Annotated in this window: 15 protein-coding genes and 1 pseudogene; 12 read left to right on the forward strand and 4 right to left on the reverse strand. The window is 39.9% G+C overall.

The features are described 5' to 3' along the window. Window positions 1–69: 69 nt before the first annotated feature. Window positions 70–747: a polysaccharide deacetylase family protein gene (locus HUN01_RS05310; RefSeq protein ID WP_181930391.1), complete on the forward strand. Its 678-nt coding sequence runs from the start codon at window positions 70–72 to the stop codon at window positions 745–747. Window positions 748–928: 181 nt separating this feature from the next. Here the strand turns inward: HUN01_RS05310 and HUN01_RS05315 are convergent, their stop codons facing one another. Both HUN01_RS05315 and HUN01_RS05320 read right to left on the reverse strand, forming a co-directional pair. Next, on the reverse strand, window positions 929–1,360 hold the full coding sequence (locus HUN01_RS05315) for a DUF6006 family protein (RefSeq protein WP_181930392.1): 432 nt from the start codon (window positions 1,358–1,360) through the stop codon (window positions 929–931). Window positions 1,361–1,532: 172 nt separating this feature from the next. Next, the gene (locus HUN01_RS05320; protein ID WP_181930393.1) at window positions 1,533–2,510 is read right to left on the reverse strand and encodes a carbohydrate kinase family protein; all 978 of its coding nucleotides are present in this window, start codon (window positions 2,508–2,510) and stop codon (window positions 1,533–1,535) included. Between the two features lie 363 nt (window positions 2,511–2,873). On the opposite strand from HUN01_RS05320, the gene pedR reads away from it, so the two are divergent. From pedR to HUN01_RS05360, 8 genes are all read left to right on the forward strand, one after another. Continuing rightward, on the forward strand, window positions 2,874–3,137 hold the full coding sequence (pedR, locus tag HUN01_RS05325; RefSeq protein WP_069073632.1) for a photosynthetic electron transport-dependent transcriptional regulator PedR: 264 nt from the start codon (window positions 2,874–2,876) through the stop codon (window positions 3,135–3,137). Window positions 3,138–3,581: 444 nt separating this feature from the next. Next, window positions 3,582–4,283 (forward strand): DUF6391 domain-containing protein, encoded by a 702-nt coding sequence (locus HUN01_RS05330; RefSeq protein ID WP_181930394.1) that lies wholly within the window; start codon window positions 3,582–3,584, stop codon window positions 4,281–4,283. A gap of 4 nt (window positions 4,284–4,287) precedes the next feature. Continuing rightward, a complete protein-coding gene (locus HUN01_RS05335) occupies window positions 4,288–4,524 on the forward strand; it encodes a hypothetical protein (RefSeq protein WP_069073634.1) in 237 nt (78 codons plus the stop codon). A gap of 31 nt (window positions 4,525–4,555) precedes the next feature. Further along, window positions 4,556–5,554, forward strand: coding sequence for a glycosyltransferase (locus HUN01_RS05340; protein ID WP_181930395.1), 999 nt, complete (start codon window positions 4,556–4,558; stop codon window positions 5,552–5,554). Window positions 5,555–5,630: 76 nt separating this feature from the next. Next, window positions 5,631–6,698, forward strand: a complete 1,068-nt coding sequence (rfbB, locus tag HUN01_RS05345; protein ID WP_181930396.1) for a dTDP-glucose 4,6-dehydratase — start codon at window positions 5,631–5,633, stop codon at window positions 6,696–6,698. A 187-nt stretch (window positions 6,699–6,885) separates the two neighbouring features. Next, the gene (locus HUN01_RS05350; protein ID WP_181930397.1) at window positions 6,886–8,079 is read left to right on the forward strand and encodes a serine/threonine protein kinase; all 1,194 of its coding nucleotides are present in this window, start codon (window positions 6,886–6,888) and stop codon (window positions 8,077–8,079) included. Window positions 8,080–8,141: 62 nt separating this feature from the next. Next, the gene (locus tag HUN01_RS05355; RefSeq protein WP_181930398.1) at window positions 8,142–8,768 is read left to right on the forward strand and encodes a restriction endonuclease subunit R; all 627 of its coding nucleotides are present in this window, start codon (window positions 8,142–8,144) and stop codon (window positions 8,766–8,768) included. Window positions 8,769–8,972: 204 nt separating this feature from the next. Further along, window positions 8,973–9,323, forward strand: a complete 351-nt coding sequence (locus tag HUN01_RS05360; RefSeq protein WP_181930399.1) for a hypothetical protein — start codon at window positions 8,973–8,975, stop codon at window positions 9,321–9,323. A gap of 215 nt (window positions 9,324–9,538) precedes the next feature. Here HUN01_RS05360 and msrA read toward each other — a convergent pair whose 3' ends face one another. After that, window positions 9,539–10,207 carry a peptide-methionine (S)-S-oxide reductase MsrA gene (gene msrA, locus HUN01_RS05365; RefSeq protein ID WP_181930400.1) on the reverse strand — a complete coding sequence of 223 codons (669 nt, stop codon included), beginning with the start codon at window positions 10,205–10,207 and terminating at the stop codon, window positions 9,539–9,541. After that, window positions 10,161–10,301 carry a hypothetical protein gene (locus tag HUN01_RS05370; RefSeq protein ID WP_181932966.1) on the reverse strand — a complete coding sequence of 47 codons (141 nt, stop codon included), beginning with the start codon at window positions 10,299–10,301 and terminating at the stop codon, window positions 10,161–10,163. Before HUN01_RS05370 ends, msrA begins: the two co-directional genes overlap by 47 nt. 140 nt (window positions 10,302–10,441) lie before the next feature. On the opposite strand from HUN01_RS05370, the gene HUN01_RS05375 reads away from it, so the two are divergent. From HUN01_RS05375 to HUN01_RS05385, 3 genes and pseudogenes are all read left to right on the forward strand, one after another. Then, window positions 10,442–11,947 (forward strand): MBOAT family O-acyltransferase, encoded by a 1,506-nt coding sequence (locus tag HUN01_RS05375; RefSeq protein ID WP_181930401.1) that lies wholly within the window; start codon window positions 10,442–10,444, stop codon window positions 11,945–11,947. A 15-nt stretch (window positions 11,948–11,962) separates the two neighbouring features. Continuing rightward, entirely contained in the window at window positions 11,963–12,964 is a 1,002-nt protein-coding gene (locus HUN01_RS05380; RefSeq protein ID WP_181930402.1) for a hypothetical protein, read from the forward strand. Between the two features lie 151 nt (window positions 12,965–13,115). Next, window positions 13,116–13,544 (forward strand): annotated as a pseudogene (locus HUN01_RS05385) (YidH family protein); the annotation flags it as partial. Between the last annotated feature and the right edge of the window lie 170 nt (window positions 13,545–13,714).

A 13,714-nucleotide genomic window follows, 5' to 3' on the forward strand; every position in this document is an offset into this window, starting at 1 on the left:
AATCTAGACGAGTAATAACTCAAATAGTATTGCTGTTACAAATTTTGTTACAAAGTAGATAAACGCAAAATGCAACTAGCTCCCCTCTTCCCAATTTTCTACCGCATTCTCCAGCCGAGTTTTCCCAACTGCCTTTGGGGTGGAAATCCTCATACGAAAGCGATCGCACTCACGTTCGACGATGGGCCACATCCGCAATACACACCCGAAGTCTTGGCAGTGTTAGATCGTTACAATATTACAGCGAGTTTTTTTTGGTTGGGTATTTGTGTCAACCGTTCACCAGGTATTGCTAAAGCCGTTAGCGATCGCGGACACTGGATCGGATTGCATGGCTACGATCATCGCTCTTTTCCCATGCTTTCCCCAAATGACCTAAAGGACAGTTTAGAAAAAACCCAAGCTGCCATCTACAATGCCTGCAACCTGCAACCTGAACAAGTGCGGGATGTCCGCCCCCCCAATGGTTTATTTACACCTGCGACTTTAAAATTATTCTTTGAGTGGAATTACCGTTCAGTAATGTGGAGCGTTGTACCAGAAGATTGGGTACGACCAGGTGTCAGCACCGTAGTACAGCGAATTATGCAGCAGGTGAAAAATGGTTCAATGATTGTCTTGCATGATGGTGCTTGCGGTGGACAAGATGTTGCTGCGACAATTCAAATTCTTATTCCGCAACTGCTACAACAAGGTTATGAGTTTGTAACTGTTGATACTCTATGGCAGCAAGTTAACGCTAACTAAAGTACTATAGCGATTACCAGTTAAGTGAGGTACAGATAATATTTTGAAACGCAAAGGGACGCAAAGTAAAGCGCAGAGGTACGCAGAGATTTGTACCTCAGCAGACTAGGAAACGCTATAGCCTATCAAGTTAATAAAAATGTGGTGCTGGCGTGTTTAGTACTCATAATTTGGCAAATATTTATCTGCGATTACGACATTGCAGTGGGTAGCGCTTACCCCGCCATGTCGTCCAACCATCTGCGATTTTAGTACGACCGTTGTATTTGAGATACCAGTTATCTTGTTCTGCACCTAAATAACGAATACCTAAATCTTGTCTTTGGGTGCTGGAAAAACGTTTTCCTAGAGGAACCCAGGCACTACCATTATCACTAAACCGCCCGACGAGACGGACACCAGAAGTAGTAGAACAAACATCACCACTACAACTAGTTTGTGGGTCATCGACTACTTTCCACTGCATTTGGGCTGGTCTACCGTCAATATTACAATCCCAGAGACCAAAGAACCACTCACCAGCAACCTGACTGGCTTTAGCATGGCTAGATACCAATACCAAACTTGCAGGAACAATCGCTAAACCCAAAAGCCATTTTGTGATGTTTTTCATAATGCTTCACCAATACCTTAAGCTAATCTGTACTTTCTATTTACTTATAGGTATCAGCATCGCTGTTTATGCAGCTATTAAAGTATAAAGTTTGGCATAAGAATTTTCATCCATTTTCTAGGCGGGAGTATCAGCCTTTGGTGGCTGATATCCCAGTAACTTATGCTAGTTTCTAAAGTTGGTGTGTGGCTAGAAAAGCTTCGACTTCAGCAGCAGTAGGTTGAGAAGCGATCGCACCTGCTTTAATGGTAGTCAGCGCTCCAACAGCACTGGCATAAGTGACAATGCGTTTTGCTGTTTCTGCATCCCGCAAGCCGTGGATACCATTCTGACTCAATTGATGGATAAATCCTGCCAAAAAACTATCCCCTGCACCAGTTGTATCAATTACAGGAATGGAAAATGAAGGTAATTTTCCTTCGTTTTCACCTAAACAGTAAGTGCAACCGTTTTCTCCATCTGTTACTAGTACCCCTTCAATTGAAGCCAGACGGTAAGTGATGGCTCCGGGATCTGCGGTTTCAAATAGCCATTCAGCTTCTTCTTTGGAGAGTTTGAGGAAATCAACTCGGTTAAATAATTCTGGAATTTTTTGATGGGCGATGTTTGGCTCTTTCCAAAATACAGGACGCCAGTTGACATCCAGCACAATCTTCAAGTCGTAATGTTCTGCTAACTCTAGAGCGCGGTGAATTGCCTTTTCACTTTCAGGATAGGCTAATTCCAAAGTACCTAAAACCAGAAAATCTGCTTCTTGAAACAGCGAATCTGACAATTGTTTAGCTTGCAGGCGAGTATCGGCAAATTCTGCGGTGTCATACTGACCAAATCCGGCGAAAGTGCGATCGCCAGCCAGATCCCGTGTAACATAAACTTGCCGCGTTGGTGCTGTGGGATGGCGTTGTATCCCCGTCGTCTCTACACCTACATCTTGTAATAGCTTGACCAGTGCATTCCCTGGTTCATCTTCACCAACGGCTCCGATAAATCCTGCTGGTGTCCCCAGCTTGACTAAAGCACAGGCTACATTAGCTGGTGCCCCTCCTGGATAGGGAGTCCAGGATTTCACTTCTTCCAGCTTTAGCCCTAATTGATCGGCTAAACAATCAAACAAAATTTCACCAAGGCACAAAACACGGGGATTGCTCATCTCATTTTCAATTTTAGATTTCGATTTGGGATTAGGAATTTACAGTATAAAATCTACAATAGTTTTTGCTAATCTGTCGCCAGTCCTTCATAGAATTAAATAGCAATTTTTATTACTCTAATAGCATGTATATGCTTCTAATTCTCGCTTCTTTGAGCTAAGTGCTGAGACAATATTCTTGCGATAATAAGCTATATTTATTACTTTAAAGATTGCGTAGGTTATATTTATGTCAACTTGAAATCCAAAGAAAATATTGACAATCGTATTACTGTTAACACTTGAAACCCCTACCAACAAAAGAATCTTCTAGAATTAGAAAGAGCGATTAAGTACATATACCAAGGGAGGATAGAAATAGTCATGGCTGGTGGCAAGTCTGAGACCCCCGTTAGTCTGTCAGACAGAGAACTGCAAATTATCGACTTAGTAGCCGCTGGCTTAACTAACCAAGAGATTGCAGGAAAACTGGAGATTAGCAAGCGTACAGTTGATAACCATATCAGTAATATTCTCACCAAGACCGAGACAGAAAATCGAGTAGCCCTTGTCCGCTGGGCTTTACAGTGGGGCAAAGTCTGTTTGAATGATGTCAATTGCTGTACTCTACCTAACCAGATCGAATAAACAATTTACTAGTAGCAACGTAATTGCTTTGGTCTGGTATGATGCAAGCCCATTTTGAGTTTTACTGATTTTTCCCCTCTCACGACTAAGTTTTCAGTGTGAACACTCTACCAAAAGTTCCGAGTCCTTCACTCAGCCGGAGTTTATGTTAGTGGAGCCAGCTGACCCTCGGACTCGGAAACTATAAAGATCAGAATTACTTTCCAAATTCAGCAGAACAGATTGTAGGACTGGGGACTGGGGACTGGGAACTGGGAACTTGGGAGAACCATCTACAATAATTCCGAATTCCCAATGCCCAATGCCCCATATCCAATGCCCCATGCCCAATTCCCAATGCCCAAACAAAAAATCATCTAGAAAAATTAGCAACAATTCAGTGATGCAAGCGTTACATTTGAAAGAAATCTATGTTGCCCCATCGGCTTTGGGAGTAGTGTTCCAATGAATACTTCCGCTTATTTTCAGGGTAGCTCGTCTCCCTTTGAATTTTTTAACTTTGATTTTACGATACCTGTATCTGAGAAAGTTTCGAGTATTGAAGACCAATTTTCAGACTGTCCGCAACCTACACAAGATACCGACTTACTCAAACAGCTATCGTTTATTCCAGGTTTGAAGGAAATTTTGATGCTGCGGCAGGTTCACGCCTTAGAACACGCTACCGTTTGGGTTCTTAGCGAATCAAAAAGTGCCTATCCTGGCAGAGCAGAATCCACTAAGGTTCAACTAGATAATGAACTATTAGGCGGTTTGTCTACTGAGCAGGGATTCTACCTCTATGGTGAGGTAAATATTAGTGATTTGCGGCGTGCGGTCACACTTGCTCGATATCGCATCACCAGTGGAGAATGGGATTTGGCTGTACATCCCCGTTGTGGCACAAATTTATCAGTAGCAATGCTCTTAACGGCTGGACTAGCTGTGGGTGTGCATCTGTTGCTACCATTTCGCCCAATTGAGCAACTTATAGGTTTGGGGTTAGCAGCAACCACAGCTGCTGAACTCGCACCTGATTTAGGTTCTATGGCACAGCGTTACCTAACAACTGCTATTCCTTTTAACCTAGCAATTGAAAATATTACTCGTACACGGGATGTTTGGGGGCGTGAGGCACATTTTGTTAAAGTGGGCTGGCAAGAGTAATCTTATGGAATCAAAACCACGTACCTTCAAAGAAACCGCTAAAGAAACAACTCTACTGTTTTCAGGGGGCGCTGGCGCTGGACTAATCATCTTTGCCCTGTTCGGCGGCTTATGGCACGTCACTCACTTTTGGTGGGTGATGGCAGTAACTACAATGTTCTGCGGTTTATTAGCCGTAGTGTTCCGTCAAAACTTCCAGAAGATGTTAGATGCTTTGATGGATAATGCTCCCTGGATGTAGGAACACAAGGTTAAATATTTCCTTAAAAATTATGAGAAAACTTTACTTCTTACTTCCCGGTACAGATGACAAATTTGCCTGTGGTGGTCTTTGGGCTGAGTTAAAAGCACTTAATCTGGCTCAGAATTTCTGTAGTGCTGATGTTGTAACTTACCGTCAACGAGAAAAAGGTAAGCTTTTCATTGATGATTTACTAAAAGAGAAAAATTTAAATGATGTAATTTTTGTCATCAGTTGGGGATTTGATATAGCTCAACTTGTGGCTAAACTTAAGCAATACAATGTCGTTTACCACGCACATAGTGCAGGTTATCCATTTCGGCTACCTGCGAGTATTCCGATCATGACTGTTAGCCGCTATACAATGGGATATTGGGGAGAAAAATCACCTAATTCTCTAATTTATTATTTGCCAAATCAAATTTCTGATGAGTTTCAAAATTTAGGTCTGGAACGAGATATTGATGTTTTAGTTCAAGCTCGGAAGTCTTCTGAATATTTAATTAAAGAATTGATTCCAGCGTTGCAAAAACGTTGTAAAGTATTGGTTGTTGATTCATACGTTGAGGATTTACCTGGGCTATTTAACCGAGCTAAGGTTTATCTTTATGATTCCGCTGAGTACTGGGCACAACAGCGTGTTAGTGAAGGATTTGGTCTACAACCAATGGAAGCTCTTGCCTGTGGCTGTCAAGTATTTTCTAGTGTCAATGGTGGACTAGCTGATTACTTAGATCCGGGATTTAATTGCTATAAAATTGCTGGATATTCTCAAGAATATGATGTTCAACGTATTATGAAAGTGATTGAATCTTCAGTAGTGTTTAGCTTGTCTGAAGAGTTTTTAGTTGAGCATCGGACTGAAAATATTATTAAGCGTTTCCAAGTTATTGTGGATGAGTTGAATGAGTTTTTTGACCACAAAATCCAGCAACCATCTAATATTAAGAGTTTGACGAAAACACGTGTGGCAAAATTACTCGCGCAGAAGATATACGGGAAACTGAGGAAGAAATATTTTAAGTCATAGAAACGTAGACGCGTAGCGACTTGCCCCAGGCGATCGCAGAGGTGCTGAGAACACAGAGATTAAGAGAGGAAGTTAGATGAATCGGCGGTTATTAGTTACTGGTGGTGCGGGGTTTATTGGGGCGAATTTTGTCCATCATTGGTGTCAGGTTTATCCAGACGATCGCGTGGTGGTGTTAGATGCTCTTACATACGCGGGGAATCGTCTGAATTTGGCGCTGGTTGAGGGAAGAGAGAATTTTCGGTTTGTTCAGGGGGATATTTGCGATCGCACCATCATAGACGAGCTATTATTAACCGAAAATATTGATACCATCGCCCATTTTGCCGCTGAATCTCATGTCGATCGTTCAATTCTTGGGCCAGCTGCTTTTGTGCAAACTAATGTGGTGGGAACTTTCACGTTGCTTGAAGCTTTTCGGCAACATTGGGAGATAAAAGCACAACCATCTGATTATCGTTTCTTACACGTTTCTACTGATGAAGTGTACGGTAGTTTGGGCGCAGATGACCCAGCTTTTTGTGAAACTACACCCTACGCTCCCAATAGTCCCTATTCAGCTTCAAAAGCGGGTAGCGATCATTTAGTGCGTGCTTATTATCATACTTATCAACTTCCAACCATTATCACAAATTGCTCTAATAATTACGGCCCTTATCAGTTTCCCGAAAAGCTAATTCCCCTGATGTGCATCAACACTTTGATCGGGAAACCATTACCTGTTTATGGCGATGGTAAAAATGTGCGAGATTGGCTTTATGTGGGCGATCATTGTCTGGCTCTGGATGTGGTGATTAATCGTGGTGAACCAGGAGAAACATACAATATTGGTGGCAATAATGAGGTGGAAAATATCAACCTTGTCCAACTTTTGTGTCAGATGATGGATGAATTAGCATCTGATTTACCAGTACATCCAGCCAAGCAGTTAATTACTTTTGTCAAAGACAGACAAGGACATGATCGGAGATATGCAATTAATGCGAACAAAATTAAAACTCAGCTTGGTTGGACGCCTTCTGTAACGATTGCTGAAGGTTTACGTTTAACTGTTGAATGGTATCTCAATCATCGTGATTGGTGGGAACCGCTGCTATCTGCGGAATATCAAGCTTACTATCGCAAAAATTATTCTGTAAAATAATGACGGTACTCCTTCCAGTAAGCTTTTGCGTCTTCGATGTCCTGATTCTGTGTGCTTTTGTTGCCTCCACACAGTACGACAACAATATTTTCTGCTTTCAAAAAATCATCAGGCTCCCACAGTTTCTTCAGATAATGACTATCCTTGAATAGTAAGGGAATCAGAGTAAATTGCCAGCAGGTGTAAGATGCTGCAACCAGAACAGATATTACAAGACCGTTATCAAATTCAACGCCAACTCGGTAACAATGGAATTCGTCAAACTTGGCTAGCATTGGATTTACAAGCCTCTGATGGCGATAATTCCACTGTTGTAGTCAAACTTTTGGCTTTTGGCGGTACTGTGCAGTGGGATGATTTGAAACTTTTTGAGAGGGAAGCACAAATACTTAAACAGCTAAATCATCCCCGCATCCCTCAATATATTGATTATTTTTGTATCGACGATCGCACACTCTGGTTTGCCCTAATACAAGAATATATCCCTGGTGAATCACTCAAGGATAAACTTGCTGTTGGCAAAAGGTTTACTGAAAAGCGGGCGAGAAAAATTGCTGTTGAGGTTTTAAATATTCTCATGTATCTACATGAGTTGAATCCAGGGGTATTGCATAGAGATATTAAACCGAGTAATTTAATCTGGGGCGACGATAATCGGGTTTATTTAGTTGATTTTGGCGCAGTTCAAGATAAAGCGGCAAGAGAGGGCGTTACTTTTACGGTTGTGGGTACTTATGGTTATGCTCCAATGGAACAATTTGGTGGTCGGGCGGTTGCGGCTTCAGACCTCTATGCACTGGGAGCAACTTTAATTCATTTGTTAACTGGGACTTCCCCCTCTGATTTACCCCAGCAGGATTTGCGACTGCAATTTACAGACCGAGTTAATCTCAGTCCCAGTTTTGTCAGTTGGCTACAAAAGTTGATAGAACCCGCTCCCGAACAAAGATTTAGTAGTGCCCACCAAGCGCTGAATGCTCTCAAATCGGGACTGACTGTCAAATCTGTAAACGGGAATCAACTTTTGCCGCTAAGAGAAATAATCAACAATTCTGGGTGCGGGATAAATAATCACAATGAAACAGTTCCAGAGGAAATTCTCGGTTGGAATTGGGGGGCATTTTTGATGCCTTGGTTGTGGATGTGGCCTAATCAAGTGTGGTATGGGCTATTCTGTTTTGTACCACATGGTTGGTGGTTAATGGCGATCGCACTCGGTGCTAAAGGCAATGAATGGGCTTGGAAAAGTAGACCGTGGCGTAGTATTGAACAATTCAAAGCACATCAGAGAGGTTGGGCGATCGCTGGTATTCTCCTGGGAGCGCCTATTAGTATTATGTTGTGGATTCGAGCGATCGTTTTGCTCAAATCTGCGCTGTAAAGCAGTCTTTTGGGTAAATATCAACCGGGTTTTTTAGGCAGATAATTATAAGGGTTGAACAAATGGTTCAAATTCTTCAAGGAAAAGATATCACCCTAGCCCAACTGATTGATGAATTTGGTCTACAACTTGCAGACGACGAAGACTTTTTTTCAGAATGGCGGCATGATTTACCTGAGTTGAGTAACTTAGAAAAGGAATCTCTCAACGAAGTCAAGGCAGAATATTTGCATCTATCGAAATATCCTGTTTTAGAACCTGTAGTCAAAATGGTGGTGCTATCTCCACTATTGCGTATAGCAGGTTTTTATCAACCGCCTTTCTACATTGCCTCAGAAGAAGAGGTGAAAATCTCTTCTGAAGACGAAGGCACGATTATCAGAGGACGTATTAACATCTTGGTGTTGCATCCTCCATTGTGGGTTTTGGTTATTGAGGCAAAACGAGCAGATTATTCGTTAGTGCCAGCAATTTCACAAGCATTGGCTTATATGTTGGCAGATGCAACTTTGGCTAAACCTGTTTTTGGCTTTATCACCAATGGTAATGAATTTAGATTTATCAAACTGCTAAAAACTGAAACTCCACAATATGATCTATCTGATTTGTTTGCTTTAGATAGTCGTGATGATATATATATTGTCCTGAAAGTGTTAAAGCACCTATCTCATCTAATTCGTAATTCGTAATCTTGTAGGGTGCGTTATGCCCTTGGCTAACGCACCATTCCAATACTTTCGGTATTTTACGCATAGGCGTAGCCCGTCGTAGACATAGCTAATACACCTTATGAAACTCATCGCCAAGTGATTTATTATTAAATTGTTTAGCTGTAGATAATCAATAATATTTTGAAGTGGCAAAAATTTTATATCCATAAATAATTTAATATTATGTGGCAGCCAGATCCTCAAGAATTATTAATATTTTTTATAGTAATAATTTTATCATGTTTTTTGGGAGGAGCAATTGCTGGAATAGCTACTCTAATGATCACAAGTAAAAGAAATTTTTATATTGAAATATTTAGACTATTAATTGGGGCTATAGCAGGGTATGAAGCTGTAGTAATCTTTTTTATTTTTAATCTTGAAGACAAGAATCCAAATAAAATACTTAAATTCATTATTTCTGCTCATGAAAATTTAACTGGTTTTGGATTCTTAATTCCGAGTATGTTAGGAGTAATAGGTGCAAGTATAGCTATATTTACGATGAGAAAGGTATTTAGCTGGCGTTCATAAATTACTGAACTATAATGCAATACGGTTCGGTTAAGCCCAAAAAATAAAAATGTGTAGGTTGGGTTGAGGCTTTGCGAAACCCAACCTACAAATATTCTTAACTAAACAAAACATATCCCTCTCCGACTCGGAGAGGGACAGACTGGAACTAAAGTTCAAGGCAGGGAGAGGTTCGTCGAACTCACGTGAAGTTGACTACCCCACCAACTCTATTTCTAACTACTAACTTGCGATTCAACTACACCCACGGGACAAGAAACATTTGTCCCGCCTAAACCACAATACCCGTTGGGATTTTTAGCTAGGTATTGCTGATGGTAAGCTTCAGCGTAGTAGAACTCAGGTGCATCCAAGATTTCTGTGGTTATTTTGCCATAACCTGCACTGTTGAGGGCTTGCTGATAAGCTTCCCGCGATGCTTCTGCTAGCTGCTTTTGATTTTCGGAATATACATAAATTCCCGAACGGTATTGAGTGCCAGTATCATTACCTTGGCGCATCCCTTGGGTGGGATTGTGGCTTTCCCAAAAGACTTTCAGCAGTTCGGCATAACTAATCACTTTGGGATCAAATACAACCAACACTACTTCATTGTGGCCAGTTCTTCCACTACATACCTCTTCATAAGTGGGGTTGGGTGTTAAACCAGCAGCGTAACCCACTGCGGTGGTGTAAACTCCTTTAAGTTGCCAGAATTTGCGTTCTGCACCCCAAAAACAACCCAAACCAAAGATTACCTTCTCTAATCCATCGGGAAAAGGAGCTTTTAAGGGATTTTTGTTGACATAATGAGCCGCGGGTACTGACATAGACTGTGCCCTTCCTGACAAAGCTTCTTCAGGTGTGGGCATAACTGACTTTTTGCCGAATCCGAATAATCCCATTGATTTTGACTCTGATATATATCTTTACCTTATTTACTATTGTAAAGATTCTTGCGATCGCTTGGGGTTTTCGCAAAATTGTCAGCACAGCCATTCATTTTCCTTGAACTGTTGATCGAGAAGTTTTTCGTTACTTTTTATTAAATTCAGTAAAAATACCAAAATAAGCTATGCACTTATGATATATTCCTCGTGTTTTTACTTAATTTAACCAAAATAGAAAAAGTGTAATGTATGTTATTTAACTCCCTAGAGTTTATATTTCTGTTTTTACCAACTACTATTTTCATATTTTTCTTTCTTGGTAAATATGGTTATCAACGGTTAGCAGTCGCCTGGTTAGTGATTGCTTCTTTATTTTTTTATGGTTGGTGGAATCCAAGATACTTACTATTGCTTCTAGGTTCAATTGCCTTAAATTTTTTTATAGGTTCTACACTAAATCAAGAGTTAAACTCACCAGTCAGAAAAAAGACACTGATAATTTTAGGAATAATAGCTAATTTAATCATCCTTGGTTGCTTCAAATATGCTAATTTTTTTGTTTCAAGTGCAGCCGATATATTAGGTATAAACTTTAATTTCCAAAAGATTATCCTGCCATTAGGGATATCCTTCTTTACTTTCCAGCAAATTACCTACTTGGTTGATTCTTACTGTGGGGAAACGAAAAATACTAAATTTTTAGACTACTGCCTATTTATCACCTTTTTCCCTAAACTAATTTCTGGTCCTATTGTTCACCACTCAGAGGTAATGCCACAATTCACTGACAAAACTGTGTATCGGTTTAACTTGGAGAATATGGCAGTAGGTATTACCATTTTCAGTTTGGGATTATTTAAAAAAGTTGTTTTTGCAGATAACATTGCTGCTTATGCAAGCCCAGTCTTTAATACTGCTGCTAGTGGTATTTTCCCCACATTTTTAGAATCTTGGGTTGGTGCGCTAGCCTACACGTTGCAGCTGTACTTTGATTTTTCTGGTTATTCCGACATGGCGATTGGGATAGCTAGGATGTTCGGGATTAAGTTACCAGTCAACTTCTTTTCACCTTATAAAGCTTCTAGCATTAGTGACTTCTGGCGTAGGTGGCACATCACCCTTTCTAACTTTCTTCGAGATTACCTATACATCCCTTTGGGTGGTAATCGCAAAGGTGAGATTAGACGAAGTTTGAATTTAATGATAACCATGCTGCTGGGAGGAATTTGGCACGGTGAGGGTTGGCAATTTGTCTTTTGGGGTGGATTGCATGGAACTTATCTAAGTATTAATCATGAATGGAATGTTTTACAAAAGAAGTATGATTTGAAAACAGATAACTGGCTGAGTTTAAAACTTGGTTGGTTTATAACATTTGTCGCGGTTGTCTTCGGATGGGTATTTTTCAGAGCAGAAAACATGGCTACGGCATTCATAATTGTCAAGGGCATGATCGGATTAAATGGCTTCTTATTCAGTACTCAAATTATTGAATCAGGATTAAAAAAAGCAATTATTGATATTTCTATTTTACTTGCGATCGTCTGGTTGACACCTAATGTTCAGGAATGGATGGGTAAGTACGATCCAGTCTTTAATTATGAAAAAGTAAAAAAGCTTTCATCTAATAGCCTTTTCTGGTCTAGATTACAGTGGCAACCTAATCAAACCTATGCCTTAGTCATTTCAGTTTTAACTGTAATCGCACTGTTGCATCTTACAAAAGTTAGTGAGTTTTTATATTTTCAGTTCTAGGGAGAATCAAAGCTGATGCTTGCTTATTTGAAAACCTACTTGACAATGGTAAGTACACTTATCTCATTTATTGGAGTAGTAAATTTAGCTGTTGATCCACTCTGGTACACTCAAGGGAACAAGTTAAATCCAATAAATGTTCCCTATAATGAAAGACTGACCAAAACTAATCTATTGTTGCATAGTGATAGGCGAAAGTATGATTGCCTGATTTTTGGTAGCTCTCGTGTAACTCTGTTAAATAGTAAGGCACTCAAGAATAATGTTTGTTTCAATTATTCTTTCAGTGCTGGAACAGCTGAGGAATTTGTTAAATATGCCGAATACGTTAAAGATAAAGGAGTTAATCCTCAAAAAATATATGTGGGGATAGACGCTTACAATTTCACCTTCGACAAAAAGACAGCCTTGAAAAATAAAGTTGAGGTAGCAGAACCAAAACCCGCCTATCAGTCTTATCTATTCTCCCTAGATACTTTGCAGTTATCCTTAAAAACAATTTTTAGGCTAAATACAGAGATTAGATTCTACGATCAAGACTTCCAAGGTAAAGTTTTTGCTAATGCCCCTAAATACAAACCTGAATTTGTAGATAAAAAAACTCAAGAAAAATGTAACTTTTCTCGCATCGCCTATTACAAACAAATACGACATATATTTCCAAATGCTAAAATTGTTGGATATGTGCCACCAATATCAGTTTGGAAGCTTTTCAATGAAAGCTATGCTCGTGGTTTGCTAGACTGCGAATTACAGGCAATTTATGAAGCTTCCAAGAGTTACGATATAACATACGATTTATCATATCCTTCAGAGATAACCACCGTAACATATAATACTTATGATGGTAGTCACTACTATCCAGATGTGAATAATCAAATAGCACAAGTTCTTGAAGGTAAGCTATCAAGTCTTGGAATTCGCATCCATCAATATAATCTAAATGAATATCAGCAGTTCCATAAAAGTAAGTTAAAAGAGTATTTGTACAAAGAAGGGGAGGGAAAGCGGTGGTAGAAAACAGAGTTCACTTTGTTTGAGTAAATTTTTATCGAACAGAATTCAGGAGTCAGGAGTCAGAATGGGCTAAACGCCCCGCTACCGCTAACAGCAATGTTTTCAATGTTATGAATACTTTTCAAGGGGAACTTGGCGTCAGAAGCTACTCATGGATAAAATACCGAAAACTGACCGTCAAAGGGAGCATCAAGCGAATGAACGGACATTTCTGGCTTGGCTACGCACTTCTATTTCATTGATTGGCTTTGGTTTTGCGATCGCGCGATTTGGTATATTTCTGCGCCAGTTGAATATTACTCTTACTCAACAAGAACCTCCGGTAAGTCCATTATCTAACTCGGAAAATTTGGGTCTTGCTTTGGTAATTTTTGGAATTTTGGCTGTGGCATTAGCCGCGTGGCGATACAATCAAGTTTTCTGGCAAATTGAACGAGCAGATTATAAACCAAATAGGTTAATGGTTTGGATAATGACCGGAGTAGTAATTATTTTGGGACTTCTCAGTATTCCTTTGCTCTTAAGGCGTGATCAAGTTCCTTCTCGTTCTCCTGTTAAAACTCAACCACAGTCACGTCGCTTTGCTCCGAATTCAAAATTCAAAATTCAAAATTCAAAATTAATAATCCCTATTAATAAATTTAGTTGCTCTGTATCTTTTTCTGTTTCGGTCACGAAATTTATATTAAAAATTACTAATCATTCGTGAATAACGAGATCCCCGACTTCTTGAAGAAGTCGGGGATCTAA

It is taken from the genome of Nostoc edaphicum CCNP1411 (genome assembly GCF_014023275.1).
Classification (GTDB): Bacteria; Cyanobacteriota; Cyanobacteriia; order Cyanobacteriales; family Nostocaceae; genus Nostoc; species Nostoc edaphicum_A.

Bases quoted from the DNA above. Each gene is read 5' to 3' on its own strand.
- HUN01_RS05310 (WP_181930391.1), top strand. From the start codon at position 70: ATGCAACTAGCTCCCCTCTTCCCAATTTTCTACCGCATTCTCCAGCCG.
- HUN01_RS05315 (WP_181930392.1), bottom strand. From the start codon at position 1,360: ATGAAAAACATCACAAAATGGCTTTTGGGTTTAGCGATTGTTCCTGCA.
- HUN01_RS05320 (WP_181930393.1), bottom strand. From the start codon at position 2,510: ATGAGCAATCCCCGTGTTTTGTGCCTTGGTGAAATTTTGTTTGATTGT.
- pedR (WP_069073632.1), top strand. From the start codon at position 2,874: ATGGCTGGTGGCAAGTCTGAGACCCCCGTTAGTCTGTCAGACAGAGAA.
- HUN01_RS05330 (WP_181930394.1), top strand. From the start codon at position 3,582: ATGAATACTTCCGCTTATTTTCAGGGTAGCTCGTCTCCCTTTGAATTT.
- HUN01_RS05335 (WP_069073634.1), top strand. From the start codon at position 4,288: ATGGAATCAAAACCACGTACCTTCAAAGAAACCGCTAAAGAAACAACT.
- HUN01_RS05340 (WP_181930395.1), top strand. From the start codon at position 4,556: ATGAGAAAACTTTACTTCTTACTTCCCGGTACAGATGACAAATTTGCC.
- rfbB (WP_181930396.1), top strand. From the start codon at position 5,631: ATGAATCGGCGGTTATTAGTTACTGGTGGTGCGGGGTTTATTGGGGCG.
- HUN01_RS05350 (WP_181930397.1), top strand. From the start codon at position 6,886: ATGCTGCAACCAGAACAGATATTACAAGACCGTTATCAAATTCAACGC.
- HUN01_RS05355 (WP_181930398.1), top strand. From the start codon at position 8,142: ATGGTTCAAATTCTTCAAGGAAAAGATATCACCCTAGCCCAACTGATT.
- HUN01_RS05360 (WP_181930399.1), top strand. From the start codon at position 8,973: ATGTGGCAGCCAGATCCTCAAGAATTATTAATATTTTTTATAGTAATA.
- msrA (WP_181930400.1), bottom strand. From the start codon at position 10,207: ATGGGATTATTCGGATTCGGCAAAAAGTCAGTTATGCCCACACCTGAA.
- HUN01_RS05370 (WP_181932966.1), bottom strand. From the start codon at position 10,301: ATGGCTGTGCTGACAATTTTGCGAAAACCCCAAGCGATCGCAAGAATC.
- HUN01_RS05375 (WP_181930401.1), top strand. From the start codon at position 10,442: ATGTTATTTAACTCCCTAGAGTTTATATTTCTGTTTTTACCAACTACT.
- HUN01_RS05380 (WP_181930402.1), top strand. From the start codon at position 11,963: ATGCTTGCTTATTTGAAAACCTACTTGACAATGGTAAGTACACTTATC.